We start from the raw sequence: 26,758 nt of genomic DNA on the forward strand, positions 1-26,758 counted from the left end.
CCCTAGGGGGAGGTACGCCGCTTCGCCGCGCCAGCCCGGCCCCCAGTACGCCCCGCAGGACGCCCGGCCCCACGTCCGGCCCCGCGTCCGGCCCCGCGTCCGGCCCCGCGTCCAGCGCCGTGCCACGCCCTGAGGCAGAAGTCGGCCGCCAGGGCGTTCAGCCGATCGGGTCGCAGCCGCCACTCGAGGATGTCCTTGGCCTTCACGAAGGTGGCGTTGGGCATCTCGGCGGCGAGCATCGCCGCGTCGGCCGCCGGGTGGATCGGGTCGGCCGGGTGACCGACGACCAGCGCGGGCGCCTGGATCGCGCGGCGCTGCCGCGAGGGTGGCGCGATGCGGCCGAAGAACAGCCCGTGCACCACGGCGCCCATCGAGGCCGGGCGCTGGTCGAGCGTGTCGAGCACGATGCCGACCCAGAAGGGCACGAGTCCGCGCGGGATCGGCCGGGTCGTCCAGCGGACGGCGTCGACGGTGAACGGCAGGAAGCGGGCGGCGAACATCAGCGGCGAGAAGGCGATGATCCCGGCCTCGACGGCGTTGTCGAGCACGGGCATCTCGACCAGCAGCCCGCGGACCCGGTCGGAGGCGATCACGGCCACCTCGAGCGACACGTTGGCGCCCAGCGACGTACCGCCCACCACAGCCTGGTCGGCGCCGAGGTGGTCGAGCAGCAGGACCACCTGCTCGGCGAAGGCGGTGACGGAGTAGATCAGGGGGTCGGCGGGCCGGTCGGAGCGACCGTGGCCGAGCAGGTCGAGCGTGACGACGTGCAGGCCCTCGCCGGCGAGCGCCCGGGCCAGGGGCTGCTGCATCCGGCGTGGCATCAGCTGCCCGTGGAGCAGCACGACCCATCGGTCGCCGCTGCCGTACTCGGTGTACTCCAAGCGGTCGCGGCCGGCGTCGCTCTCGACGAAGAACTGTCCGATGCGCTCGGAGACGAGGGTCGCCATGACGAGGAAATCTACTCGCAAGTAACGGTCGGCGCTGGCAGGCTGACCGGGTGACCGAGCGTTTCGACCGGGCCGAGCTCCTCCAGCGACTCGAGCGCTACTACGACACGGTGCCCCGCGCTGCCGCCGAGCCCGAGGACGTCGGACCCTTCACCAGCTTCCGCCCGGGCCCGGTCACGAAGTGGCAGTTCTACGCCCGGCCGCGCCTGGGGTACGACGGTGACTTCACCGCCGACGACGTCCGTCGGGTGCTCGCGCGCCGGGCCGAGCAGGGTCTCGCCCGCAACGTGGAGTGGGTCGAGGAGGTGACGCCCACGCTCTGGGCGGCCGTGGCCGAGGCCGTGGGCGACAAGGCGCATCGCTATCCCCTGCTCGTCCGCCGGGACCTCCCGCCGTCTGCCGAGCCCGAGCGGGTCTCCGTGATGACTCCCGACCACCCCGACCTGGCCGCCTCGGTGGGAGCCGTGCACGCCTCCTTCGGCGAGACGGACGACCTCGAGCCCGCCGAGCTCACCGGACAGCCTGACCTGATCGCCTCCGGCGAGCTCATCATGGTCGCCGCCTACGACGACGAGGGCGTCGTCGTCGGGGGCGGCTCCGCCTCGCCACGCGGTGAGGTCTGCGAGCTGATGGGCATCGGCGTGATCCCCCGGGCGAGGGGGCGGGGTCTCGGCACCGCCACCACGGAAGCGCTCACCAGGGCGACCCTCCGGTCGGGGGCGACCACGGTCTTCCTCTCGGCGGGGTCCGACGGCGCGGCCTCGATCTATCGCCGCGTCGGCTTCGAGGACGTCGGGACCGCCTGCATCCTCGAGCTCGATGACTGAGCGCCGCCACCGCGAGCTCCGCCGCGTCCACCAGGACGATTGGGAGCTGTGGCGCGACGTCCGGCTGCGCTCGCTCGCCGACGCCCCTGACGCGTTCGGGTCGACCTACGAGCGCGAGGCCGCCTTCACCGAGGACGAGTGGCGCGACCGGCTCAAGCACGGCCCGCGGGTGCTGGTGCTCGTAGAAGGCGAACCGGTGGCGCTCGGCGGCGGCGTTTCCCACGAGGGCGAGCTCTTCGTCTTCGGCATGTGGACAGACGAGGCGCACCGGCGCCGGGGCCACGCCGACGCCGTGCTCGACGTCGTCGTGGCCTGGGCCCGTGAGCGCGACCTACCGGTGGTGCTGCACGTCAACACCGCCAACCCGGGCGCCCGGGCGGCGTACGAGCGCTACGGATTCGTCGCGACCGGCCACCTCGAGGAGCTGCGCCCCGGCTCCGACCAGCGCATCGAGCTCATGCGACTCCCCGAGCCGTTCACCGACCCGGCGGCGCCTCCACGTTGACCGTCGGGATGCCGCCGCCCGCACGGGCGATGACGGCGACCGACGGCTCGTCGCCGGGGTTGCTCTCGCGATGGACGGTGCGCGCGGGCACGTGCACGAAGTCGCCGGGGTGCGCCTCGACGTACCCCTCCAGGCCGTCGCACTCGAGCCGGAGCACACCGGAGACGACGTAGAGGCTCGACTCGTTGACATCGTGGTGGTGCCAGCCGGAGACCGCTCCGGGAGCCGTGACGACGCGGCCCGCCCAGAGCAGCGGTTCCTCGAACGCCAGCGCCCGCGCCATCCCGGACGTCGGGTCGGCCTCGACGAGGTCCTCCGGCGGGATGACCCGGACGACGCGGATCGCGGTCACATCTCCCCCGCCATGCGGGCACGGCCGCCGGGGTCCCGTCGTGCACGACGAAAGACTTGAGCACCGCGGCCGGTGACGTGGGCGGCAGCGGTGCCGCCGAGCACGGTGCGGAGGTTGAGAGTGGCGTCCGAGAACGACATGTGGTGACTCAAGCACTCGGGGTGCTCTGCTGTCACCGGTCGAGGCTGAACGCCTTGTGAACCACCGGGGGTTTCGCTGGCAGTCTCAGAACTCGTCCTTCTTCTTCAACGGTCCTGGCCTCCCGTCGGGGTCGTGCACCACGAGGTACGCCGGCAGCGCGAGCGCCCGGGTCAAGGGGTTCATCTCCGGCGGGCTGAGTCGGCGCAACCGGCCCGGCGGACGCGGCCCGACCCGCCCGCCGGCGTACCACTCGTCGAGGCGGGCGGCGGTGCGCTCGAAGACGTCGTACATGTCGTGCGGGTCGAGGCAGTCGTCCATCTCACCGTTGTCGAGGGCGTCCTCGTCGCGGCCGAGGTGCTCGGCGGCGAGCGTCAGCCGCAAGCGACGGGCGTAGGCGTCCTCGGTGTCGACGACGGCGGCGGTCAGCTCGGAGTCATGGGTCCACGAACGACGGTTGAAGTTGTCGGAGCCGATCGTGGCCCAGGTGTCGTCGACCATGCAGACCTTGGCGTGGACGTAGATCGGCGTGCCTGCGTCGTTCTCGAGCCCGAAGACCGCGACCCGGTCCGCGGCGGCGCCCGTCAGCTCCAGCATCGCGCGGCGACGGCCGAGGTCCTCGGGGACGCCGCTGAGGCCGGGCAGGTCTGGGTAGATCGGCACGACGGCGAGGACCCGCAGGTCGGGGTTGGCCCTCAGCGAGCGGGTGAACACGTCGGCGACGTGGTGCCCCCACAGGTACTGGTCCTCGACGTACACCAGGCGCCGGGCCTGCTCCACCGCCTTGGTGTAGCCGCGGGCCACGCTCCGCTCACCTCCGCGAGCGAACGGGTAGTCGCGCCCGTAGCGCAGGTTGGGATAGGTGCGGAGCAGCTGGACGGCGTGGGTGCCGCCGTCGGGCGCGGGCGGGGGCGGCCACTGGTCGGGCAGCGGGTCGGGGTCCATGTCCATCCCGAGCCACTTGTCCTTGGCGAAGAGCACGGGGTTGCGAGTCAGCCGGGTCGGGTCCTCCCAGCGCTCCCGGAAGACGGTCTCGACATCATGGACGGCCGGGCCGCTGATCCGGGCCATGATGTCGTGCCACGGCGGGGTGTCGCCGTACACCTTGCTCATGTTGTCGACCGCCTGCTTGGCTCCCCCGTGCGCACGGGTGTCGCGACGGGAGTAGCAGAGGTCGATGCCGCCGACGTACGCCACGTCACGCTCGGGCTCGCCCTGGTAGCGGATCACGACGAACTTCTGATGGTGCGAGCCGCCCATCCGGATCCGCATGTCGACCAGCACCTCGGCTCCGCGCTTCTGCAACGCCTTGCTGAGGCGCCGGTTCTCGGCCGCGGTGACTGCGCGGTGGGAGCGCCAGACGAGGCCGCGGACGTCGACACCGCGTTCATCGGCCCTGCCGAGGACGTCGACGACCTTGCTGTCCTCGTCGTCGGTCAGCCGCTGGTCGGCGTCGCCCTGCCAGTCGGTGAAGAACACCAGGTCACCGGGACGGGTGGCCTCCAGGTGCTCGTGGAGATCCTGGAAGTACGTGGCCCCGTGGATCAACGGCACGACGAGGTTGCCCTCCGACCAGGCCTGGTCGCCGGGGTGCTGGTCGTCGAGCGTGGTCCGCGGGTTGCCGCGGTCGGACTTGGTGAGGAACCAGTCGGCGGGATCGGTCACCCGGTGTCAGGCCCCCTGCACAGCGGCGGCGACGAACGGCTCGCCGTCGCGGGGACCGACCGTCAGCGTCTCGCCCGGGCCGACGTCGGCACCGGCGACCCGGGCCACCGTGATGACGTAGGGACCCGCCTCGACGACGGTGGTCGCGCCCTCGTCGCGCGGGCACGGCGTACCGGTCTCCGCGACGGGGGCTCCGGCAGTCCCGCTGCCCTTGGCCGACGTCCGCGACGGGAACTCCTTCGTCTCGCCGTCGCTCGAGACCTCCAGCGACGCCTCGCTCCCACCGGTCAGCACCACGGCAGCAGTGACGCTCGCCCAGACCGGGTCGCCGCACCCGTCGTAGATCCAGCGCCGGCCCAGCACGGTGTGCTCCATCGTCGTGATCAGGTGCTCGTCGGCGCCCTCGAGCGGCGCGCCACGGTAGGTCAGTGGCGCCTGCACGATGTCGCCGCCGGCACGCACCAGGATCGTCTCGACGCCGACTTCTCCGTCGGGGTCGTCGAAGCGGAACGAGCCTGCTGTCTCGACCTCGGCTCCGGGATCACCGCCGGGCCACCACGGGCGCGTCGGCAACCACGCTGCGAGCAGCTCCTGCTTGCTGGGGGTGATGTCCGCGTCGGGGTGCACGATGGCCATGACGCCGACTCTAGGGTGCTCGACCCTAGGGTGTGGGTGTGAAGGCGACTCTGCTCCATGCCCCAGGTGACATCCGCGTCGAGGACGTTCCCGACCCGTCGATCGTGACGCCGAACGACGCGCTGGTGCGGGTCACGGCCGCGTGCGTCTGCGGCAGCGACCTGTGGCCCTATCGCGGCATCAACAAGGTCAGCGGCCCGCGCCGGATCGGGCACGAGTTCGTCGGCATCGTCGAGGAGGTCGGGTCCGACGTCAGCACGGTCCGGCCAGGTGACTTCGTGATCGCCCCGTTCCTCTACTCCGACGGCACCTGCGCCCACTGCCAGGCGGGCGTGCACACCTCGTGCGTCAACGGCGGCGGCTACGGGCACCCCGACGTTGACGGCGCCCTGGTGGACGCCGGCCAGGGCGAGCACGTCCGGCTGCCGTACGCCGACGGCACCCTCGTGTCCACGCCCGAGGTCCCCGACGAATCCCAGGTGCCAGCCCTGCTCACGCTGTCGGACGTGATGGGCACCGGCTGGCACGCCGCCCTCTCGGCGGGCGTCGAGGAGGGTCACACCGTCGTCGTGGTCGGCGACGGGGCCGTCGGACTCTGCGGCGTGCTGGCCGCATCGCGCATGGGCGCCGAGCGGGTCATCGCGATGTCGCGGCACGAGCCGCGCCAGGCGATCGCACGGCAGTTCGGGGCGACCGACGTGGTCGAGGTGCGCGGCGACGACGCCGTCGCCGCGGTCAAGGAGCTCACGGACGGGATCGGCGCCGACGCCGTGCTCGAGTGCGTCGGCACCGGCGAGTCGATGGCGACCGCCTTCGGCTGCGCCCGCCCGGGGGCGACGGTCGGCTTCGTCGGCGTCCCCCACGACGTGGACCTCCCGATGGGCACCATGTTCGGCGAGAACGTCGGGCTGCGCGGTGGGGTCGCTCCGGTCCGCGCCTACCTGCCGATGCTGCGCGACCTCGTGCTCGCGGGCGAGATCGACCCCGGTGTCGTCTTCGACCTGGAGCTGCCCCTCGCAGAAGCCGCCGAGGCGTACGCCGCCATGGACGAGCGTCGCGCGATCAAGTCCCTGCTGCGCCCCTGAGTCGAGGCTAAGCCAGGCCGAGCTCGTCGGCCCTGACGACGACCTGACGCCGGTTGCCGAGACCGAGCTTCATGAGCACCGCGGAGACGTGGTGGTCGGTGGTCTTCGGTGAGATGTACAGCCGCTCGGCGATCTCGGCGTTGGTGAAGCCGCGGGCGACGAGCCTGGCGACGTCGAGCTGCCGGTTGGTCAGCCCGCCGGGGTTGGCGCGGGTGCTGGCCCGCGGCTTGGCGGGCGCGGTGGCGATGCCGTCGCGGCGCAGCTCGGCCCGGCGGCGGTCGGCGGTGCCGACGGCGCCCAGCCGGTCCAACAGCTCGACGCCGCGGGAGCGGTGCGCCGGGTCCTCCGAGTCGCCCCACGCCATGGCCTCGGCGAAGGGGTCGCCCGTGCGGTGCCACCAGGCCGCGGCCTCGTCATGGCGGCCCGACAGGCTGAGCCGATAGGGCTCGGGCAGCCGCTCCGGGTCTGGCACGGGTGTCGGCAACCCCAGCCGGCGCAGCCACACCACGAGGTCACCGACCGCCCACGACAGGGCCGGGTCGCCGTCGTACGACGCCAGCACGTCGGGCGTCCCCTCCCCCACGTGCGGGTCGGGATCTCCGGTCGTCCAAGCGCTCTCGACACGGGCCGTGTGCACCGGGATCCGCATCATCGGCTCGCCGATCCGCGCAGCCAGGTCCGCCGCCTCGTCCAGGGCGAGCTCGGGACCGGCCTCGCCGCGCCGAAGTGGCACGAGAGCCGACACGAGGAGCGGCCACACCATCGCGAGCGGCATCCCGTCGTCGATGAGCACGGCCCCGGCGTCCTCGAGCGCGGCGCTCCAGTGACCTTGGGAGAAGTGCAACCGGGAGCGGACACCGGTCTGCCAGTGCCGGCAGATCGGGATGTCCTTCTCGACCGTGAAGGGCAGCGACTCCCCCAGGACGTTCTCCGCCGCCCGGAACCGGCGCTGCTCGACGTCGAGGCTGACGAGGTTGGAGTAGCCGGTGGACGCCAGCTCGTCGAGGTCGAGCGAGCGGGCCGCCTCGATCCAGTCGGCCAGCTGCGCTCGGGCGTCGCCGCTCCCCTTGGCGAGGTCGGACGCGGCGTGCAGGAAGCGGCTGCGCAGGGTGAGCTGGTCGTCGCCCATGCGGACGGCGACCCGGCTGGCGTCGTCGTTCCACTGGAGGGCCCGGTCGTACTCGCCGCGTCGGTAGGCGAGGTAGCCACGCGTGGCCTGCGCCGAGCCGAACACCAGGTCCTCCGGGGCCGCGGATCGCGCCAGGTCGGAGGCGTGGTCCGCGTGGGAGCGGGCCTGCTCGGCACGCGCGTTGTAGTACTCGAAGACGGCCACCATCTCGTGCGCGGCCGCGAGCCCGGCGGCGTCGTCGGCCGACTCCCAGAGCGTCATCGTCGACTCGACGTGGTCGATCGCCTCACGCAGCCGGCTGGTCATGTAGAGCTGGAAGGCGAGCTCCAGCGTCAGCTCCGCCCGCTCGCGGGGATCGTCCGTGACGAGGTGGTCCAGCGCGGTCTCGAGGAAGGCGGCGGCCTCGGTGTGCGCGGCGGCGCGCACGGCGTCGTCGGCGGCCGCACGGGCGTAGCGGAACGCGCGCTCGCGGTCGTGCGCCGCCACGGCGTGGTGGGTGAGCACCGCGGGCTCGTCCATCCCGACTCGCTCCATCGCTGCCAGGAGCCGGGCGTGGAGGTCGGCCGACCCTCCTGCAGGGACCGTCGTCTCGACCGCCTGACGGGCCAGCTCGTGTCGGAAGACCAGTCCCCCACGCGCCCGGTCGAGCAGGCCGGTCTCCTGGAGCCGGCGCAGGGTCGGGAGGTCGACTCCCAGCGCGGGAAGGACCCGGTCGACCAGTCGGTCCGGCGCGGCGGCCACGAGCTGGAGGACGTCGAGGTCGGCGTCGTCGAGGTCCGCCGCCCGGGCCAGCACTGCGTCACGGACTGACGCCGGCAGTGGCCGGTCCGGGTCCTTGACGACCTCGGCGACGAAGAAGGGGTTGCCACCCGTGACCTGGTGGACCTGGTCGGCAGCGAGGGCGGTGCCGGCGACCAGCTGCTCGACCGCGCCGATCGAGAGCGGGTCGAGCGCGAGGGTGGTGAAGCCGTCGTCCCTGGCCAGGTCGCCCAAGAGGGCACGGGCCGGGTGCCGGGGACCGATCTCGTGGTCGCGATAGCTGACCACCAGGGCCAAGGGCAGCGACCCGCTGCGATGGGTGAGGAACCGCAAGACCTCCACCGAGGCGGCATCGACCCAGTGCAGGTCCTCGACGACCAGCAGGGTCGGCGTCGCACGCAGGGCGTCGTACACCTTCTCGCAGACGGTGGTGAGCGCCTCGTCGCCCGCGAGGAGCTCGATGTCGAGCTCGCTGGCGGTGTCGAGGAAGGGACCCAACGGCCGCGGCGTGCGCAGCGGGTCGCAGCCGCCGCGGACCACGCGGAGCCCGACCGGGTCGGTGGCCGCGGCCCCGATGAGCGTGGACTTGCCGGCCCCCGGCTCACCCGAGACGGCGACACCGCCGCCCTCCCCCCGGGAGGCGGCGGCCAGGGCGGACCGGATCACGCCGAGCTCGTGGTCGCGTTCGAGCAGACGCACGAGCCCAGCGTAGATCGTCGGTCGGGTGGCCGTGAGGGTCACGCGACCTGCGACTCGGTGGCGGTGTGCGGGCCGAACTCGGCCACGACCACCTCGACGACGTCGGCCGGAAAGCCGCCGCGTCGCGCGTGCTCGACGATCGTCTCGGCGTCCTCGGCTTCGTGGACGCAGTAGATCTTGTCGCCGGCCACGTAGCTGTTGACCCAGACGTACGGAACGCCCAGCGAGGCCACGGCCGCGCAGGAGGTCCGGGCGATCTGGACCAGGTCCTCGTGGGTCAGGTCCTTCGCGCCCTCGATGTTCCGCTCGATGATGAAACGCTTCATTGCACTTGCCTTTCTGTGTGGACCAGCAGCCCTCGCTGCCGGTGACCACAACTCTCGGCCAGCGCGAGGGCGACGCCATCGGGAGCGGCTCCCTATGTTGCGAGGACGTCCGACGGGGCGTGGATCCCTAGGTGCCGACCCGCGCCGGCGGGCCAGCGCGCCCAGCAGGCCGTCGACCTCCGCAGGAGTGGCGCTGAACGGCGCGACCGGCGGTCCTTGGAGTCTCGTCTCGCCCCGAGCCTAAGGTGGGTTGCGGACGCTTCTCTTCCGGAGACATCGCACCATTCAGCGCGCAGGGGGTGGCCAGCATGACGACGCCGAGGGACGAGACCAGTCCCTTGTCACGGGCCCTCCTGACCCTGGAGCTGATCCAGAACGAGCCGGGCATCGGTGCCGACCGGATCGCCGAGCGGCTCGGCGTCTCCGACCGGGCGGCCCGCCGCTACGTCGCCCTGCTGCGCGAGGCCGAGGTGCCGATCGAGTCGTCGCGCGGCCCGTACGGCGGCTACCGCGTCGGTCGCGGGCTGCGGCTCCCACCGCTGATGTTCACCGCACCCGAGGCGCTCGGGCTGGTGATGGCGCTCGTCGAAGGCCCGCACGCCACGACCGACACCGACACCGCGATCGGCAGCGCCCTCGGCAAGATCATCCGCGTGCTGCCCGAGCGGGTGGGAGCCGCGGCCGACACCGTCCTCCGCGGCAGCGCCCGGGCGCGTCACCGGGTGGCGGTCCCCGACCCGGACACGACCGCCACCCTCATCCGCGCCGCCGAGCAGAACCAGCGCGTCCGGATCTGGTACTCGCGTCCCGCCAGCGGCGACGGCGGCGCCGGCTCCCCGACCCGCGACCGCGAGATGGAGCTCGATCCGTGGGCGGTCGTGGTCCGGCACGGTCTCTGGTACCTCCTCTGCTGGTCCCACACCGTCGACGCGCAGCGGGTGCTCCGCGTCGACCGCGTCCGCACCGTGCGCGTCACCTCGCAGACCTTCGACCTACCCGGTGACCTCGACCCCCTCGACGCCGTCGAGCAACACCTCTCCGAGGGCTGGAAGCACGCCGTCGACGTCACCTTCGACGCTCCGCTGGTCGAGGTCGCACCTTGGTTCCGCCGGTCCCGGGGCGAGCTGACCCCGCTGGGTGACGACCGCACCCGCCTCACCGCCACGACAGGCGACCCGGCCTGGTTCGCCGCGATGCTCGCCGAGACGGGCCTTTCCTTCCGCCTCCACGGCGGCCCGGAGCTGCGTGCCGCGGCTGCCGAGGCGGGGCGGCGCCTGCTGGACGCGGTCGAGCCCGCCTGACAGCCCTGATGCGTCGTGTGACAGGTGCCACATGAGCCTCCGGGAAAGAGTGCCATCTGTCGCGTCATGGACGCCGATCTCGTGTGTATAGTCATACGTACGGATTAATACTCAATGATCTTGCCTTAGCGTCGCGAGGGGGGCCTGGCGACGCCGATCTCGGGAAGGCGACCTCTTTCTCTCTCAGGGGGACCTTCGATGACCCACCAGATGCTCCACGCCGCCACCTCCGTGGGCGCCCGCCCCGGCAGGGCCAACGCGACCCGGCGCAGCGTCGTACGCGCCGCGGCGTGGGCCGCCCCGGCGGTGATCGTGGCCGCGACCGCGCCTCCCGCCGCAGCCTCGGTCGTCACCACCGAGTGCCAGCTCAGCCTGGCGCTCGGCGCCACGTACGTGGCGGCGAACGCGGACTCGTGGTCGCTCTACTTCAGTGGTGCGAGCGTCCTCAACATCGATGGTCCGGTGATTCCCGCAACCAAGCTGCAGCTGAGCATCTTCTTCTTGCCCAACGGCGGCGGCCCCGCGCCGTCGTTGACAACCAGGACCACGGCTTCCCAACCGACCTTCCTCCTCGCCAACCCCGGAGTCGTGCCTTTTCCGCGATACCAATGCAACCTGGCGGTGACAGCCGACCAGCCCGTGGGTCTGACAGACGGCGTCTGGCTGACGACACCCGCCACCGGTCGCCCACCGGGCCGTTTCGAACTCGTGCTGTCCGTCCTGGACGCGTCCGTGAGGTGGAAGTCGATCGGTTGGCGGGTCGCCACGCCCTGACCTGGATCGACACCGCCGCCACCGACTACGCCGCCACCGATATCGACATACCGGAGACAGCCGATGACAGAGCAGCACCTACAGGAGCCTGATGGCGTCGTGCCGATCCCCACGACCCGACGAGCTCTGGTTCGTGCCGGGGCCTGGAGCGCCCCGGCAGTCATGGTCGCCGCCACCGCACCCGCGGCGGCCGCCGCGTCGCCGCCACCCGCTTACCTGTCCGTGTCCGGCGCGATCGGCGCCCTCCAGGCGCGGCCGAACTTCCAGTGGACCTGGTCCTTCACCCTCGACTCGATCACCATCGCCAACAACGGCCCGGCAATCGATCCAGGTCGGCTGTACCTGCGGATCCGCTTCCAGGGCAACGAGATGAAGGCGCCGAACCTCCAGGTGAACGAGCTGCGTCACCCTGCCTCCGACTCCTGGGACGGCCTGACGCTCGCGACCAGCGGCGCCGGTCCACACGCCGAGCTCGTCTACTACAACGCGGCACAGATACCGGCCGACACGACGGTCACCTTCTCCTCACTGAGTCTCCAGACACCCGAGACCTCGTTCCCGCAGCCCGGCACGCTCATCGTCGCGGTCAGCTCGACGGGACGCACCGTGACGGCGCCGTTGACGCTCGAGGTGCCCACCGACCGCAGGGTCGACTTCCATCCAGGCACGTCCCGGCTGGGCACGGTGAACGGCCGGAGCGCCATCGGGTTCGAGGGAGCATCGATCTCCGTCGTCGGACCTGACCCGCTCGTCGGAGCAGACTTCCTCCGGTTGCGCATCCGGTTCATCCCCGACCAGTCGACCAGCTCGGAGCTCCTCGATCTCTATCCGGCCCGAGCTCAGGGCGGTGCCGTCCCGAACGGCGCGCTCACCTGGACACCCGAGTTCGGGTCGTTGCCGGACGCCATCCTCGAGTGGTCCGCGGAGCTGACCCGTCGCGACGGCACCACCGCGACGATCCCCCTCGCCGATGGGGACTGGGTGGGCGTCGGCCAGAGCGTCACGAACCTCCCCGGACAGTTCTGGGTGGAGGTCTGGGCCGACCAACGCAACGACTTCTGGTGGGATCGCTGGGTGCTGATCTCGCCCTAGACCTCGGAGGACCTAGGCGCGCGGACGCTTCTTCTGCGGGTCGTAGACCGGCAACCCGTCGACTGTTGCCGAGACGTTCTCGTCGCCGACAGCCACGTCCAGGGTGCTTCCCGGCGCCGCGTGGGCTGTCTCGACCACCGCCAGCCCGATCTTGCCGAACCTCGGGCTGTCGGTCGGGCTGGTGAGGACGCCGACCTCCTGGCCGTCCTTGGTGACGGCGGCGCCGTACTCCGGGAGCTCGTCGGCGTCGTAGCGCAGCGTGACGAAGCGATGGGGCGGGTGAGCGGCGACGTCGCGCAACGCGTCCTGGCCCGCGAACCCGAGCCCGAGGTCGGGCCGCACCATCTTGTCGAGATTGAAGTCGTACGGCGACCGCTCGTGCGGCTCGTAGTCGTAGCCGGTGACGATCAGCCCCGCTTCGATCCGGGCGATCTCGATGGCGTCGGTGCCGATCGGCGTCACGCCGGCGCCGACCACGGCGTTCCAGAGGGTCTCGGCATCGGCGGGGTCGGTCAGGAACAGCTCGTAGCCGAGCTCGCCGCCGTACCCGGTCCGCGACAGGTGGACCTCCACGCCCGCGACCTCGACCGGCCGCGGGATGAAGCGGAAGTAGCGCAGCGACCCGAGGTCCTCGTCGGTGAGCGTTTGGACGACCTCACGCGAGCGCGGCCCGGTGACGCCGAGGTGCGGCATCGACAGCGTGACCCACTCGAACTCGACGTCGAGCCCCTGCAGGGCCTCTGCGAAGCGCTCATCATGGTCCCGGCCGTTGGTCATCACCCAGCAGTGGTCGTCGAGCCCGGTGTTGAAGACCGTCCCGTCGTCCACCATCAGCCCGTCGGCGTCGAGGAAGGCGCCGTAGCGGACCTGCCCCACCTCGAGCCCGAGCGCGTCGTTGCTGAACAGCCGCTGGGCACCCTTCAGGGCGTCGGGTCCGCGGAAGTCCCACTTGTTGAGCGGGGAGACGTCCCACACCGCCACGTCGTCGCGGAGCGCGGCGTACTCCTTCGCAGGGTCGCCGAACCCCTCGAGCCACATCCAGCCGCTGTCCTCGAGGAACGAGCCGCCCTGCGCGGCGGTCACGCCGTAGAACGCGGACCTGATCGTCTTGCTCTCGTTCATGCGGGCCTCCCAGCCGACGGGTGCCGCATCCTCCCACGCGTTTGACTGAGTGTTCAAGTAGGAGAGTTCACGCGCGGTTGACCGCGCTGATGACCGCCTTGAGCGAGGCGGTCACGATGTTGGCGTCGAGCCCGATACCCCAGAGGACCTGGTCGCGGACCAGGCACTCGACGTACGCCGCAGCGATGGCGTCCCCGCCCGCGGAGAGCGCGTGCTCGTGGTAGTCGAGCACCCGCACGTCGAAGCCACCATCGGGGCGCTCGACCTCGTTGATGGCGTTGACGAACGCCGCGATCGGGCCGTTGCCGGTGCCCTCGAGGCTGGTGAGCTCGCCGTCGACGTACACCTGGGTCTGGAGCTGGTCCTTCTCGCCGGCGGTTGACGAGGTGTGCACCGAGTCCAGCCGCAGCGGGGTCTCGCGGGCGAGGTACTCGGCCGTGAAGACCTCCCAGATCCGCTCCGGACTGATCTCGCCGCCCTCGGCGTCGGTGTGCTCCTGGATGACGCGGGAGAACTCGATCTGCGCGCGGCGCGGGAGGTCGAGCTTGTGCTCGGCCTTGAGGACGTAGGCGACGCCGCCCTTGCCGGACTGGCTGTTCACCCGGATCACGGCCTCGTAGGAGCGGCCGACGTCCTTCGGGTCGATGGGCAGGTACGGCGCCTCCCAGGCCAGCTCCCCCACCGGTACGCCGGCCTGCTTGGCCTTCTCCTCGAGGTCCTCCAGCCCCTTCTTGATCGCGTCCTGGTGCGACCCGGAGAACGCCGTGTAGACGAGGTCGCCGGCGTAGGGGTGCCGCGGGTGGACCGGCAGCTGGGTGCACCACTCGACCGTGCGACGGATCTCGTCGATGTCGCTGAAGTCGATCTGCGGGTCGATGCCCTGGCTGAAGAGGTTCATGCCCAGCGTCACCAGGCAGACGTTGCCGGTGCGCTCGCCGTGGCCGAAGAGGCAACCTTCGACGCGGTCGGCCCCGGCCATCATCGCCAGCTCGGTGGCGGCGACGGCGGTGCCGCGGTCGTTGTGCGGGTGCAGGGAGATGGTCGTGAACTCTCGGCGGGTCAGCTGCCGGGAGAACCACTCGATCTGGTCGGCGTACACGTTTGGCGTGGCCATCTCGATGGTGGCCGGCAGGTTGAGGATGATCTCGCGGCCGTCGTCGGGCTGCCAGACGTCGGAGACCGCCTCGCAGACGTCGACGGAGAAGGGCAGCTCGGTGCCGGTGAAGATCTCGGGGCTGTACTCGTAGCCGATGACGGTCTTGTCGAGCCACGACTCGGCGTACTTCATCACCATCTCGGTGCCGCGCACCGCGATGTTGCGCACCTCGTCCTTGCCGGCGTGGAAGACCACGCGGCGGAAGAGCGGGGCGAGCGCGTTGTACATGTGGATGTTGGCGTGGTGGACGCCGACGAGCGACTGCACGGTGCGCTCGATCAGGTCCTCGCGCGCCTGGGTGAGCACGGAGATGGTGACGTCCTCCGGCACGCGGTCCTGCTCGACGAGCTGGCGCACGAAGTCGAAGTCGGTCTGGCTCGCGCTCGGGAACCCGACCTCGATCTCCTTGTAGCCCATCGACACGAGCAGCTCGAACATGCGCATCTTGCGGGCCGGGCTCATCGGGTCGATGAGCGCCTGGTTGCCGTCGCGCAGGTCGGTGGAGAGCCAACGCGGCGCCTGGGTGATCCGGTTGGCCGGCCAGGTGCGGTCGGGCAGGTCGATCGGCTCGAAGGCGCGATAGCGGTCGAACGGCATGGGGCTCGGCCGCTGGGTGTTGGCGAAGCCTGAGTTCTGCAGAGTCATGAGGTCGCTGTCCTTGATGAGGTGGTGGGCGCCGGCGCGCAACCCGCTCTCCGCAGCGAGGAGGTCCGGCGTTCAGGCCCCGCTGCGGCAGCGAAGGAGGAGAGTGCGACCGCTCATGAGGCTGTCAGCCTAGCCCCGTGCGCGTGGCCCCGGCCACGACGCGTCCAGCACGCGGTCGCCCGGGATGGCGAAGGTTCACCTGACGGACCCGGAAACTTCGTCGAAGGTCACCTCGTCAACGCGTGCGGACGCTGCTTAGAGTGCAGCGCACGTCCCCTTCTCGGGCCCACCTCGGGCACCACACCTTGACTCGGAGCAATCGCATGCGTCGACGCGCCACCGCCGTCCTGTCCTTCCTGGCGGTCGCCGCCAGTCCGCTCGCGGTGCTCGCCACCGCTCCCGCCGCCGAGGCCGCACCGACCGAGCTCTTCTTCTCGGAGTACATCGAGGGCAGCGGCGTCAACAAGGCGCTGGAGATCTACAACGGCACCGCCACGCCGGTGACGCTGAACGCCGCCACCCCCGCCGATGCCTACAGCGTGCAGATGTTCTTCAACGGCTCGGCCACGGCCGGGCTGACGATCAACCTCACCGGCACCGTCGCCGCGGGCGACGTCTTCGTGCTCGGCCAGACCGCAGCCACGCTGCCGGAGATCCTCGCAGCCGACCAGCTCAGCAGCGCCGGCTGGTACAACGGCGACGACGCCGTCGTGCTGCGCAAGGGCTCGACGGTGCTTGACGTGATCGGCCAGATCGGCAACGACCCCGGGACCGAGTGGGGCACCGGAGCCACGAGCACGCAGGACAACACCCTCCGCCGACTGTCGTCCATTCAGGCCGGCGACACGGACGGCTCCAACACGTTCGACCCGAGCGTCGAGTGGGAGGGCTTCGCGCTGGACACCGTCAGCGACCTCGGGATCCCGCCCGGTGGCGACGAGGAGCCGGCGACGCCGGTCATCAACGAGTTCAGCGCCTCGACGACGGGAACCGATGTCGAGTACGTCGAGGTCCACGACGCCCCGTCGACCGACCTGTCGGCGTACAAGGTCCTGGAGATCGAGGGTGACACCGGTGGGACCGCGACCGGCGTCGTCGACGAGGTGATCAGCCTCGGCGCGACCGACGCCGACGGCCTCTACCTCGCCAGTCTCCCGGCCAACGCCCTCGAGAACGGCACGCTCACGCTGCTCCTCGTCAAGGGCTTCACCGGCGCGCCGACCAACGACCTCGACACCGACGACGACGGCACCCTCGACTCGACGCCGTGGACCGCTCTCGTCGACGCGGTCGCCGTCAACGACGGCGGCGCGGGCGACCGCACCTACGGCACGCCGAGCCTCGGAGTGGCGTACGACGGTCTGGCGTTCGCCCCCGGCGGCGCCTCCCGGATCCCCGACGGCACCGACACCGACGCGGCCGCTGACTGGATGCGCAACGACTACGACCTCGCTGGCATCCCCGGCTTCACCGGCACCCCGACCGAGGGCGAGGCCCTCAACACACCGGGCGACCCGAACGCGGCCTACGAGCCTCCCGTCGTCGTCGACACCTGCGAGTCCGCCATCACCCCGATCCACGACGTCCAGGGCAACGGCGCGGCCAGCCCGCTCGACGGACAGTCGGTGCTGACCGAGGGCGTGGTGGTGGGCCGCTTCCAGAGCGGGACGCGCGACGCGATCTACATCCAGACACCGGTCGTCGACGCAGACCCGAACACCTCCGAGGGCGTCTACGTCTTCGCCGACGCAGCCGGGTTCGCGAACGGCCAGACGGTCCGCGTGCGCGGCACCGTCGACGAGTTCGACGGGCTCACCGAGATCACGGCGGTCTCGAACATCTTCCGCTGTGGCGAGGGCACCACGACCATCGAGCCCACGACGCTGTCGTTGCCGATCGACGCACCGGGCGACCTCGAGAAGTACGAAGGCATGCTGGTCACCTTCCCGCAGGACCTGGTGATCGCCGAGTACTTCAACTACGCGCAGTTCGGTGAGGTCTCGCTGACCGCGAACCGGCAGGACACCCCGACGGCGGTCGTCGAGCCCGGCCAGTCCGCCATCGACCTCGCGGCCGAGCAGGCCCTCGCCCGCGTGCTGCTCGACGACGGACGCAGCGCCTCCAACCCGAGCCCGCCGCGGCACCCGGACGGCGCGCAGTTCACCCTTCAGCACTCGTTCCGCGGTGGTGACCTCCTCAGTGGCGTCACCGGCGTCATGGACTACCAGTTCGACGAGTACCGCATCCAGCCGACCACAGGGGCGACGTACACCTCGGCGAACGAGCGCCCGTCGGTGCCCGACGTGGGCGGCAGCCTGACCGTGTCGTCGTTCAACGTCCTGAACTACTTCTCCACCCTCAACAGCCGCGGCGCCAACACCGAGGCGGAGCTGGTGCGGCAGGAGGACAAGATCGTGGCCGCCCTCGCGGAGATCGACGCAGACGTGTTCGGACTCCTCGAGATCGAGAACAACGAGGCCGCTCCCGAGCGGCTCGTCGGCGCGCTCAACGAGAAGGTCGGCGCGGGCACCTACGACTACATCAGCACGGGCACGATCGGCACCGACGTCATCAAGGTGGCGCTGATCTACAAGCCCGGCACAGTCACTCCCGTGGGCGCCCACAAGATCCTCGACGAGACGGTGGACGGGCGCTTCGACACCTCGCGCAACCGGCCCGCCGTGGCCCAGACGTTCCGAGAGAACGGCACCGACGAGGTGGTCACGGTGGCTGTCAACCACCTGAAGTCGAAGGGCTCGGCCTGCACTGGCGACCCGGACACCGGCGACGGCTCCGGCAACTGCGACGAGACCCGCACGCAGGCCGCCGCTGCGCTGGTCGACTGGATGGCCTCGGACCCGACGGGCTCGGGCTCTCCGAAGAACCTCATCATCGGCGACCTGAACTCCTACGACCACGAGGACCCGATCGACACGTTCGTGGCCGGCGGCTACACCGACCTGGTGAAGAAGTTCGGTGGCGAGTCGGCGTACTCCTACGTCTTCGACGGCAAGATCGGCTACCTCGACCACGGTCTGGCCAGCGCGCCGCTCGTCGACGAGGTCACCGGCACGAAGGCCTGGCACATCAACGCCGACGAGCCGTCGATCCTCGACTACGACATGACGTACAAGGCTCCGGCCGAGGACGCGCTCTACGCGCCCGACCCCTTCAGGTCCTCCGACCACGACCCGGTCATCATCGGCCTGGCGCTGGACTCGGTGGCGCCGGAGTTCGACATCACGTTGAGCAAGGACGTGCTGTTCCCGCCGAACCACAAGTACGTCACGGTGACCGCCGACGTCGAGGTGACCGACCCGAGCGGCGTCGCGTCATGGGATCTCGTCTCGGTGACCTCGAACGAGCCTGACGAAGCTCCCGGAAAGGCTGACGGCAACACCGTGAACGACATCGTGATCGTGAACGACACGACGTTCAAGCTCCGCGCGGAGCGCAACGAGCTGGGCTCTGGCCGCGTCTACACGATCACCTACGAGGCGACCGACAACGCGGGCAACACCGGTACGGCGACAGCGACCGTGCGGGTGCCGATCTCACGGTGACCTCTTGACAGCTGGGCTCCAGGTCGAGCGCGTCGATCCCGGCGCGCTCGACCTCGGCCTGGCCACCGAGCTGGCAGCCCTGATCTCGGCGGGGCGTGAGCAGGTGCCCACCGAGCGGCCCACCGGTGAGTCGTTCCTGCTCGACGTGACGCTGACCGACGAGCCTGCGAAGGCCTGGTGGCTCGCCCGCATCGGGGGCAGTGTGGTCGGGATGGTCGAGCTCAACGAGCCGGAGCACGAATACACCGACGCGGCCTTCCTCGGGGGCGTCGTGCACCCGGACCACCAGAGGTCCGGCATCGGCAACGCCTTGCTGGACCAGGTCGTGGCGGCGACGCAACGGCCGGTGCTGCGCACGGGAGCCTGGCGAGGGACGGCGGGAGCCAGGGCCCTGCCGGCGATGGGCTTCCGCCGGATCATGACGCACGGCATCAGGCGGCTCGACCTGACCGACGCCGCGGTCGCTGCCCCGGCCCTGCGAGATGAGGTGGTCGCTGCATCGGAGCACTTCGACCTGGAGAGGCGGGTCGGGCCCACACCCGACGCGGATCTCGCGGAGATGCAGGTCTTGCGGGAGGCGATCAACGACGCGCCCGACGCCCACGAGTGGGAGTCCTACCCGCCGGAGCGCATCGCGGCGTACGAGCAGTCCTTGGTGCGCCGCCGGCAGACCCAGCACACGATCGTGGCCCGCGACCGCGCGACGGGCGCACCTGCGGGCCTGACCATGGTCTGCGTCAAGGAGCTGATCCCGGGGTTCGCCGCGCAGGAGGACACGTCGGTGCTGCCGGCGTACCGCGGCCACGGGCTGGGCCTGCTGCTCAAGCTCGAGATGGCGGCGTGGCTGCGCGCGGAGCGGCCCGACGTGCGCGTGATCGACACCTGGAACGACACCACCAACGCGCCGATGCTGGCGGTCAACCAGCGGCTCGGTACCAGGATCGTCGCGGAGAACAGCGCGTACCGTCGCGCCCGCTGACGAAGGAGCTCGGTCCGAGAACTCCTGTGGAACAAGGGCCTCGACCCTGGGGCGTTGTCGGTGGTCGCTGCTTGGATTGGTGACATGACAGCAGCACGTGACGAGCAGCCGGGTCTCGATGACCTCGGCCCCAGCGCGCTGCTCGACGCGCTCGCCGTCGTGGACCGGCGCGCCCGCCAGGCCGAGGCCGACAAGCTCCAGATCGCCTACCAGTGGGCGATCATGCACCCCGCCACCGCCGAGACCGGCACCAGCACCTGGGGCGGCGACTCGTTCCTGCTCACCGATGAGTCGTTGGGCGGGGACGGGTGCCCCGGCGTCGAGGCTTTCGTCGCCGAGCCCCTTGCTGTGACGTTGGAGATCTCCCCGGCGTCGGCGCGGCAGCTGATTGCGGACGCGCTGGACCTGCGCCACCGGCTCCCGTTGTGCCACGGCATGGTCGAGTCGCTCAAGGTCCCCGCATGGAAGGCCCGCAGGGTCGCCACCGCGACGCATCACCTTTCCCGGGAGGCCGCGTTGGAGGTCGACCGCAGGCTCGCACCCAGGCTCAAGCACGCCGGCCCTCGTGTCATCGACAAGGCCATCGCGATGGTGATCGCGAAGCACCAGCCCGACCAGCAGGCCGAAGCCGAGCAGGCCGCGACCGCCGGGTGGGAGGTCACCCTGTTCACCCCCGAAGCGCCTGTGTTCGCCGGGTCCAGCGAGCTCCACATCACCGGGGACACGGTGGGGCTGACCCGGCTCTACAAGTACGCCTGCCGCCAGGCCAAGGAGGCGGGGAAGGCCGGCGACGACCGTCCCCTCGGCGCCCGCAAGGCCGACGCGCTCTGCGGACTCGTCGGTGGCCACCCACCGGTGGTTGAGGAGGAGCCGCTAGGCGACGTCACGAAACCCCCGCACCCGACCACCGCGATGACGCTCTACGTGCACGCCGACCTCACCGACCTCCTCGACGAACCCGTTGCGGTCGGCGAGGTCGAGCGCCTCGGGCCGATCACCACCACCAAGCTCCACGAGTGGATCGCGCACACGAGAGTGAAGATCCAGCCCGTGATCTGGATGGACACCGGCCAGACAGCCCGCCCCGAACCCTCGGTGGACCGGCACGACCCACCCGAACGCATCCGCGAACAAGTGATCCTCAGAGACAAGACCTGCGTGTTCCCCGGCTGCCAAGTCGACGCGAGACGTTGCGACGTCGACCACATCGAGGCGTACAACCCGAACGGCCCTCCAGGACAAACCGCACCTTCGAAACTCGCATGCCTCTGCCGACGACACCACCGTGCCAAGACCGCAGGCCTCTGGCGCTACTGGAGGCTGCCCGCACACCTCCCCGATCACTACGTCTGGACAGGACCCTGTGGCATCACCGCACGCGCCTGACGGCCCACCGTCAAGGGTGTAGACGTCAGGGTGCGCCTCACCTACCTTGAGCGGGCCGCTGGTCAGCGGCACTGACTCTCGGGGGTCCCCATGCGACGTACGACCATCCTCGCTTCGGTGCTGCTGACCGGCGCACTCGTCCTCAGCGCGTGCGGCGAGGACGAACCCGAGCCCGCCGCGTCCGACAGCTCGTCGGAGGAGACGGCCTCCGCGGAGGAGTCGACGGGCGAGGAGTCCGCCGACGAGGAGCTCTCCGACGAAGGGGACCGCGAGGACAAGGCCGCCAACGCTCTGACAGCCGACTTCGCCAGCGGGTCCGACGCCGACTTCCCCCTCACAGCAGAGCAGGCGTCTTGCTTCGGTGAGGACCTGGTCGACACGCTCGGCGTCGACGCGCTGGTCGAGGCCGGCGCCTTGACCGAGGACCTCGAGGTCCGTGACAGCGACGACACCGCGTTCCCGCCTGACCAGGCGGCGCAGGCGGCGGAGGTCATGGTCGGCTGCACCGGTGCCGAGCCGTTCGTCCAGGCCGTGTTCTCCGAGGCGAAGGACGCCCCTGCTTCTGCCCGCAGGTGTGTCGAGCGCGAGATGGACGAGGCGGCGCTGACCCAGGTCTTCACCCCCTACTTCGAGGGCGACCAGGACAAGGCCGAGAGCCTCCTGACCGCCGTGGTCGGCAAGTGCGCCCCCAAGTGACGTGGCGCACGCCCGCGGCCGGACAGTCCCTGTCGGACGCGTTCTACGACGAGATGGGCGACGACGAGGACTTCCCGATCACCGCCACCCAGGCCACGTGCATGGGCGTCGACATCGTCGAGAGGATCGGGGTCGACGACGGCCTAGAGGCAGGCACCTAGGCTGTGCGGCATGGTGCGCCCCGCTGCCGCGGTCTGGAGCGCGACGGCAGGTCTCGTCGCGCTCCTGCTCGTCGCGCTCCTGTCCTCGTGCGCTGCCGACGCCGAGCCCGACGGCGACAAACCAACGGAGACCATGCCGGAGCTCGGCGCGTGCCGGGTGCTCACCCCGGACGACGTCAGCCGGCCGAGCAACAGCACCGAGCCCGTCGACTGCGCCGAGGACCACACGGCTGAGACGATCGCGGTCGGGGCGCTGCCCGACGAGTTCGCTGAGGCGGAGTACGACGACCAGGAGGTCGGCGCGTTCGCCTACCGCACCTGCTCGAAGGCGTTCGCCGAGTTCGTCGGGGCTGACGAGAGCCTCATGATGCGCACCGTGCTCAACTGGGCGTGGTTCCGCCCGTCCGAGGCGGACTGGTCCGACGGAGCCCGGTGGTACCGCTGCGACGTCGTCGGCGGCGGCGAGCAGAGCGCGGCGTACGTCAACCTGCCGGAGAGCGCCGAGGGCATCCTCCTCGGCAAGCCGGACGATCGCTGGCTGGTGTGCGCCGACGGGGAGTCGGTCAGCGGAGCGCCCAAGGTGCCGTGCTCGGAGAAGCACAACTGGCGCGCGGTGACGACGATCAAGCTCGGGCAGCCGGGCGACGAGTACCCCGGCGACCGGGTCGTCGAGGTGCGCACCCGCGACTTCTGCTCCCGCTCCGTCGGTGCCTGGCTCAACTACCCGGTGACCTACGACTTCGGCTACACGTGGTTCCACGAGGCGGAGTGGCAGGCGGGGAACCGGCGGTCTGTGTGCTGGGCCGCCACGGAACAGTGACCGCGCGCAGACGGGTGGCCGGGTGGCTGCTCTTCCCGATGCTGCTGGCCTCCGCCTGCTCGCCGTCTGGGAGCAGCGACGGCCCCGCGGCGGCTCCGACCGCGTCCTCGAGCCCGCCGTCGTCCTCAGCCGCACCCACGTCGGACCCGTCCGCCCTGGAGCCGCCTCCGAAGCCGCCCGAGGTACGCGCCTGCTACCGGCTCGACTTCGACCAGGCGCTCGAGGCGGTGACCCACGTGCCGGCGAGCTCCTGCGAGCGGCCGCACACCGCGCGCACGTACGCCGTCGGCCGCATCGGCGGGCTGGTCGATGGTGCCGCCGGGGCCGTCGACTCGCGCCCGGTGCAGGACGCGGTCGCGACCGAGTGCCCACGCCGGCTGGCGGCCTTCCTCGGCGGCCCCGAACAGGCGATCAGGCTCAGCATGTTCCGGCCGGTGTGGTTCACGCCCAGCCTCGAGCAAGCCGACCGCGGCGCGGACTGGTACCGCTGCGACGTCATCGCGCTCGCGTCCGAAGGCTCCCTGGCCCGGCTCGAGGGTCGGCTGGAGGGCCTGCTCGGTCGCAACCCGGCCTGGAAGGCGACGTACGGACTGTGTGCGACCGCCGAGCCGGGGAACCCCCGCTTCGAACGGGTCGCCTGCGGCTCCCCGCACTCGTGGGTGGCGTTGAGCACGGTGCCGATCGAGCCCGGACAGGGCGGCCGCTACCCCGGCGTCGACGCGGTCCGCAACCTCGGCACCACCCCGTGCACCGACGCCGCCCGCCAGGTCGCCGAGGACACCCTGGACTTCCGGTGGGGCTACGAGTGGCCGACCCTGGAGCAGTGGCGGCAAGGCCGCCGGTACGGCGTCTGCTGGGCCCCGACCCCCTGAGCTCGGGAAACGACCAACCCGCTAAGCCCTCTTCCGCGAGGCGCTAGATGCGGGCCAGGCCTCAGAAGCCGAGCTTGCGCAGCTGCTTGGGGTCGCGCTGCCAGTCCTTGGCGATCTTGACGTGCAGGTCGAGGTAGACCGGCGTGCCGAGCAGGGCCTCGATCTGCGCCCGGGCGGTGGTGCCGACGGCGCGCAGACGGGCGCCCTTGTGGCCGATCACGATGCCCTTCTGCGAGGAGCGCTCGACGTAGAGGTTCGCGTGGATGTCGAGCAGCGGCTTGTCGGGCGGCCGGTCCTCGCGCAGGCCCATCTCCTCGACCACGACGGCGATGGAGTGCGGCAGCTCGTCGCGTACGCCGTCGAGCGCGGCCTCACGGATCAGCTCGGCGACCAGCGTCTCCTCCGGGGCGTCGGTGAGGTCGCCGTCGGGGTAGAGCGGCGGCCCTTCCGGCATCAGCCCCACGAGCAGGTCGGCCAGCAGGCCCACCTGGTCACCGGCGACAGCCGACACCGGCACGATCTCGGCCCACTCGGTGCCGGTCTCCTCCCCGAGCCGCTGGATGTCGAGCAGGTGCTCGCCGATCCGCTCCGGCGAGGCCAGGTCGGTCTTGGTGGCGACCGCGATCCGCGTCGTGCCCCGCACCTTCGCCAGCTCGGTCACCAGGAACCGGTCACCAGGCCCGATCTTCTCGTTCGACGGGAAGCACACGGCGACCACGTCGACCTCCGACCACGTGGCGTGCACGAGGTCGTTGAGGCGCTCCCCCAGCAACGTGCGCGGCCGGTGCAGTCCGGGGGTGTCGACCAGCACGAGCTGGCCGTCCTCGCGGTGCACGATCCCGCGCACGACGGTGCGCGTGGTCTGCGGCTTCTCGGAGGTGATCACGATCTTGGTGCCGACCAACGCGTTGGTCAGCGTCGACTTGCCGGCGTTGGGGCGGCCGACGAAGCAGGCGAAGCCGCTGCGGAACCCCTCGGGCCAGCCCCCTGAGAAGTCCGTCATCGGTTGCTCTCTCTCGCTGCGTCGTACTCGGACCAGATCTCTTCGTCGGACTTGCCGGCGGCCTTGCCGGCGCGCCAGATCGGCCCCGGGTCGACGGCGCGTGGCTGCCGCTTCGCGACACCGCGCCAGTAGCCCATCACGTCGTACGCCGAGTTGGGCAGGCCACGGTCGCGCTTGAGGTAGGCGCGGATCTGCCGCATCTGCGCGGACTCCCCCGCCATCCAGAAGTAGCCCGGCTCGGTCGGCCAGTCCAGGCCGGCGACCACCTCGGCCAGGGCGCTCGACTCCAGGGCGGGTGGGCGCAGCCAGGTGACGGGAGCGTCGGCCGGGAGGTAGTCGGAGAGCCCCGGCTCGTCGGGGACCTCGGCCCAGATCCGGAGGGTCGGACGGCTGTCCCCGACGGTCTCGACGATCCGCGCGATCGCCGGCATGGCGGTCATGTCGCCCACCAGCCACAGCCACTGCGCGTCCGGAGGCGGGTCGAACGACCCGGCGGGAGCAGTGAGGACCACGCGCTCCCCCACGCAGTCGCGCGAGGCCCACTCGGTGACCAGGCCGACCTCGTGCACGACCACGTCGAGGACCAGCTCCCCCGACCCGTCGGCGTCCCACGACCGGACCGTGTAGTAGCGGCTCTGGAACTGCCCCGGCACCACCAGGCCCACCCACTCGTCGGGCACCCCGGTCGAGCGGAAGCCCGCCAGGCCGTCGCCGCCGAGCACCAGCCGCACCAGGTGGTCGGAGAGCGGCTCGCGACGCAGGACGACGGCGTCGTGCTGCTGGGCCCGGGTGCTCACCCCAGCAACGCTAGCGCCGGAGGTCTCGTGACGGCCTTAGCGGGCTCCTCGCCACTGAGGCGGTCACCAGGTCGGGCGCAGTGGGAATCCGTCGTTGCCCTGGTCACCGGTCTTGGTGGCGAGCACCTGGTGCAGCTGGATCTCGTTGCGCTCGAAGGCGAGCCGAGAGCCGGCCATGTAGAGGCCCCAGACGCGCGCGGTGCCCTCACCGACCTCGGCGACGCACTCGTCCCAGTGGTCGACCAGGTTGCGGCACCAGCCGGCGAGGGTCAGGGCATAGTGCTTGCGGAGGTTCTCCTCGTGCATGACCTCGAGGTGGGCGTTCTGGATCTCGGTGATGATCCGGCCCGACCCGGTGAGCTCGCCGTCGGGGAAGACGTAGCGGTCGAGGAACTGACCGATCTCCTGGCGGTGGTTGTGCGGCCGCGTGATGCAGTGGTTGAGCAGCCGACCCTCGGGGCGCAACCGGTCGCGCAGGAAGGCGAAGTAGGCCGGGTAGTTGCGCACGCCGATGTGCTCGGTGAGGCCGATCGACGACACCGCGTCGAAGCCCGACTCCGCGACGTCGCGGTAGTCGAGGTGCCGCACCTCGGCGAGATCGCCGAGGCCCTCCTCGTCGATCCGCTGCTTGGCCCACTCGGCCTGCTGGAGCGACAGGGTGACGCCCAGTGCCTTCACGCCGTACTCCCGCGCGGCGTGGCGGACCATGCCGCCCCAGCCGCAACCGACGTCGAGCAGACGCTGGCCGGGCTGCAGGTCGAGCTTGCGCGCGACCAGGTCGTACTTGGCGAACTGCGCCTCCTCCAGCGTCGCCTCGGCGGTCGGGAACACCGCACAGGTGTAGGTCATCGAGGGCCCGAGGACGAGCTCGTAGAACCGGTTGGAGACGTCGTAGTGGTGGCTGATCATCTCGGCGTCGCGGCCCATCGAGTGACGGACGCCGTCGAGCATCCGGCGCCACTTGGCCGGCGCCTCCTGCTGGGGCGGTGGCGGCGGCTTCAGCTTGTCGAGACCGACGCTGCGCACGATGGCGAGGGCCTCGCTGGGGCTGGGCGCCTTGAACTTCAGGTGGTTCATCAGCAGCTTCAGCAGGTCGTGGGGATCACCGGGGTGCACGCCCTCGACGGCCAGGTCGCCGGTCACGTAGGCCCGCGCGAAGCCGAGGTCGCCCGGCGCGGTGAGGAGGTAAGCCAGGCCGCGCTCGGTGCGCAGGTCGATCCGGTACGGCGCGTCGGCCGGTCCGGCCGCGCTGCCGTCGTACGCCGTCAACCGCAGCGGCAGGCCGTCGCGGAGGAGGCTCGCCAGGGCATCAGCCACCGC

24 protein-coding genes are annotated in these 26,758 nt (G+C 71.1%); 13 read left to right on the top strand and 11 right to left on the bottom strand.

Going from position 1 to position 26,758, the window contains the following annotated elements; all coding sequences use genetic code 11:
* Window positions 1-2: 2 nt before the first annotated feature.
* Window positions 3-950 carry an alpha/beta fold hydrolase gene (locus ABD295_RS09290; protein WP_344303421.1) on the bottom strand — a complete coding sequence of 316 codons (948 nt, stop codon included), beginning with the start codon at window positions 948-950 and terminating at the stop codon, window positions 3-5.
* A gap of 50 nt (window positions 951-1,000) precedes the next feature.
* Here ABD295_RS09290 and ABD295_RS09295 point away from each other — a divergent pair, with 50 nt between their 5' ends.
* Together ABD295_RS09295 and ABD295_RS09300 are read left to right on the top strand one after the other, a co-directional pair.
* The gene (locus ABD295_RS09295) at window positions 1,001-1,777 is read left to right on the top strand and encodes a GNAT family N-acetyltransferase (protein WP_344303422.1); all 777 of its coding nucleotides are present in this window, start codon (window positions 1,001-1,003) and stop codon (window positions 1,775-1,777) included.
* Window positions 1,770-2,282, top strand: a complete 513-nt coding sequence (locus tag ABD295_RS09300; protein ID WP_344303423.1) for a GNAT family N-acetyltransferase — start codon at window positions 1,770-1,772, stop codon at window positions 2,280-2,282. Before ABD295_RS09295 ends, ABD295_RS09300 begins: the two co-directional genes overlap by 8 nt.
* Here the strand turns inward: ABD295_RS09300 and ABD295_RS09305 are convergent.
* From ABD295_RS09305 to ABD295_RS09315, 3 genes are all read right to left on the bottom strand, one after another.
* Window positions 2,254-2,634: a cupin domain-containing protein gene (locus ABD295_RS09305; protein WP_344303424.1), complete on the bottom strand. Its 381-nt coding sequence runs from the start codon at window positions 2,632-2,634 to the stop codon at window positions 2,254-2,256. The two genes, ABD295_RS09300 and ABD295_RS09305, sit on opposite strands and share 29 nt — an antisense overlap.
* A 225-nt stretch (window positions 2,635-2,859) precedes the next feature.
* Window positions 2,860-4,437: a phospholipase D family protein gene (locus ABD295_RS09310; protein WP_344303425.1), complete on the bottom strand. Its 1,578-nt coding sequence runs from the start codon at window positions 4,435-4,437 to the stop codon at window positions 2,860-2,862.
* 6 nt (window positions 4,438-4,443) lie between these two features.
* Window positions 4,444-5,073 (bottom strand): CG0192-related protein, encoded by a 630-nt coding sequence (locus ABD295_RS09315; RefSeq protein WP_344303426.1) that lies wholly within the window; start codon window positions 5,071-5,073, stop codon window positions 4,444-4,446.
* A gap of 38 nt (window positions 5,074-5,111) precedes the next feature.
* Between ABD295_RS09315 and ABD295_RS09320 the strand changes: the two genes are divergently transcribed.
* Window positions 5,112-6,158, top strand: coding sequence for a zinc-dependent alcohol dehydrogenase family protein (locus ABD295_RS09320; protein ID WP_344303427.1), 1,047 nt, complete (start codon window positions 5,112-5,114; stop codon window positions 6,156-6,158).
* A gap of 7 nt (window positions 6,159-6,165) precedes the next feature.
* On the opposite strand, the gene ABD295_RS09325 is transcribed toward ABD295_RS09320, so the two are convergent.
* Window positions 6,166-8,745 carry a helix-turn-helix transcriptional regulator gene (locus tag ABD295_RS09325; RefSeq protein ID WP_344303428.1) on the bottom strand — a complete coding sequence of 860 codons (2,580 nt, stop codon included), beginning with the start codon at window positions 8,743-8,745 and terminating at the stop codon, window positions 6,166-6,168.
* A 38-nt stretch (window positions 8,746-8,783) separates the two neighbouring features.
* Window positions 8,784-9,071, bottom strand: a complete 288-nt coding sequence (locus ABD295_RS09330) for a DUF4242 domain-containing protein (protein ID WP_344303429.1) — start codon at window positions 9,069-9,071, stop codon at window positions 8,784-8,786.
* 308 nt (window positions 9,072-9,379) lie between these two features.
* Between ABD295_RS09330 and ABD295_RS09335 the strand changes: the two genes are divergently transcribed.
* The 3 genes from ABD295_RS09335 to ABD295_RS09345 all read left to right on the top strand — a co-directional run bounded on the left by ABD295_RS09335 (window position 9,380) and on the right by ABD295_RS09345 (window position 12,238).
* Window positions 9,380-10,372: a helix-turn-helix transcriptional regulator gene (locus tag ABD295_RS09335; RefSeq protein ID WP_344303430.1), complete on the top strand. Its 993-nt coding sequence runs from the start codon at window positions 9,380-9,382 to the stop codon at window positions 10,370-10,372.
* Window positions 10,373-10,570: 198 nt separating this feature from the next.
* Window positions 10,571-11,146, top strand: coding sequence for a hypothetical protein (locus ABD295_RS09340; protein ID WP_344303431.1), 576 nt, complete (start codon window positions 10,571-10,573; stop codon window positions 11,144-11,146).
* 99 nt (window positions 11,147-11,245) lie between these two features.
* A complete protein-coding gene (locus tag ABD295_RS09345; RefSeq protein ID WP_344303432.1) occupies window positions 11,246-12,238 on the top strand; it encodes a hypothetical protein in 993 nt (330 codons plus the stop codon).
* A gap of 12 nt (window positions 12,239-12,250) precedes the next feature.
* Here the strand turns inward: ABD295_RS09345 and ABD295_RS09350 are convergent, their stop codons facing one another.
* Both ABD295_RS09350 and leuA read right to left on the bottom strand, forming a co-directional pair.
* Window positions 12,251-13,360, bottom strand: a complete 1,110-nt coding sequence (locus ABD295_RS09350) for an aminomethyl transferase family protein (RefSeq protein WP_344303433.1) — start codon at window positions 13,358-13,360, stop codon at window positions 12,251-12,253.
* A gap of 67 nt (window positions 13,361-13,427) precedes the next feature.
* Window positions 13,428-15,161, bottom strand: a complete 1,734-nt coding sequence (leuA, locus tag ABD295_RS09355) for a 2-isopropylmalate synthase (protein ID WP_344303434.1) — start codon at window positions 15,159-15,161, stop codon at window positions 13,428-13,430.
* Between the two features lie 323 nt (window positions 15,162-15,484).
* Here leuA and ABD295_RS09360 point away from each other — a divergent pair, with 323 nt between their 5' ends.
* From ABD295_RS09360 to ABD295_RS09390, 7 genes are all read left to right on the top strand, one after another.
* Entirely contained in the window at window positions 15,485-18,724 is a 3,240-nt protein-coding gene (locus tag ABD295_RS09360) for an ExeM/NucH family extracellular endonuclease (protein WP_344303435.1), read from the top strand.
* 4 nt (window positions 18,725-18,728) lie between these two features.
* On the top strand, window positions 18,729-19,703 hold the full coding sequence (locus tag ABD295_RS09365) for a GNAT family N-acetyltransferase (protein ID WP_344303436.1): 975 nt from the start codon (window positions 18,729-18,731) through the stop codon (window positions 19,701-19,703).
* An 84-nt stretch (window positions 19,704-19,787) separates the two neighbouring features.
* Window positions 19,788-21,089, top strand: a complete 1,302-nt coding sequence (locus tag ABD295_RS09370; RefSeq protein ID WP_344303437.1) for an HNH endonuclease signature motif containing protein — start codon at window positions 19,788-19,790, stop codon at window positions 21,087-21,089.
* Window positions 21,090-21,179: 90 nt separating this feature from the next.
* The gene (locus tag ABD295_RS09375) at window positions 21,180-21,785 is read left to right on the top strand and encodes a hypothetical protein (RefSeq protein ID WP_344303438.1); all 606 of its coding nucleotides are present in this window, start codon (window positions 21,180-21,182) and stop codon (window positions 21,783-21,785) included.
* Window positions 21,782-21,946 carry a hypothetical protein gene (locus ABD295_RS09380; RefSeq protein WP_344303439.1) on the top strand — a complete coding sequence of 55 codons (165 nt, stop codon included), beginning with the start codon at window positions 21,782-21,784 and terminating at the stop codon, window positions 21,944-21,946. Before ABD295_RS09375 ends, ABD295_RS09380 begins: the two co-directional genes overlap by 4 nt.
* A gap of 10 nt (window positions 21,947-21,956) precedes the next feature.
* Window positions 21,957-22,766, top strand: coding sequence for a septum formation family protein (locus ABD295_RS09385; RefSeq protein ID WP_344303440.1), 810 nt, complete (start codon window positions 21,957-21,959; stop codon window positions 22,764-22,766).
* Complete coding sequence (locus ABD295_RS09390) at window positions 22,763-23,638, top strand: septum formation family protein (protein ID WP_344303441.1); 876 nt, start codon at window positions 22,763-22,765, stop codon at window positions 23,636-23,638. The genes ABD295_RS09385 and ABD295_RS09390 overlap by 4 nt, the downstream gene beginning before the upstream one ends.
* Before the next feature lie 61 nt (window positions 23,639-23,699).
* Here the strand turns inward: ABD295_RS09390 and era are convergent, their stop codons facing one another.
* The 3 genes from era to ABD295_RS09405 all read right to left on the bottom strand — a co-directional run bounded on the left by era (window position 23,700) and on the right by ABD295_RS09405 (window position 26,755).
* Window positions 23,700-24,641 (bottom strand): GTPase Era, encoded by a 942-nt coding sequence (era, locus tag ABD295_RS09395; protein ID WP_344303442.1) that lies wholly within the window; start codon window positions 24,639-24,641, stop codon window positions 23,700-23,702.
* Entirely contained in the window at window positions 24,638-25,438 is an 801-nt protein-coding gene (locus ABD295_RS09400) for a siderophore-interacting protein (RefSeq protein WP_344303443.1), read from the bottom strand. The genes era and ABD295_RS09400 overlap by 4 nt, the downstream gene beginning before the upstream one ends.
* Window positions 25,439-25,501: 63 nt before the next feature.
* Window positions 25,502-26,755: a class I SAM-dependent methyltransferase gene (locus ABD295_RS09405; RefSeq protein ID WP_344303444.1), complete on the bottom strand. Its 1,254-nt coding sequence runs from the start codon at window positions 26,753-26,755 to the stop codon at window positions 25,502-25,504.
* Window positions 26,756-26,758 lie beyond the last annotated feature (3 nt).

Source organism: Nocardioides bigeumensis, assembly GCF_039531755.1.
Taxonomy (GTDB): domain Bacteria; phylum Actinomycetota; class Actinomycetes; order Propionibacteriales; family Nocardioidaceae; genus Nocardioides; species Nocardioides bigeumensis.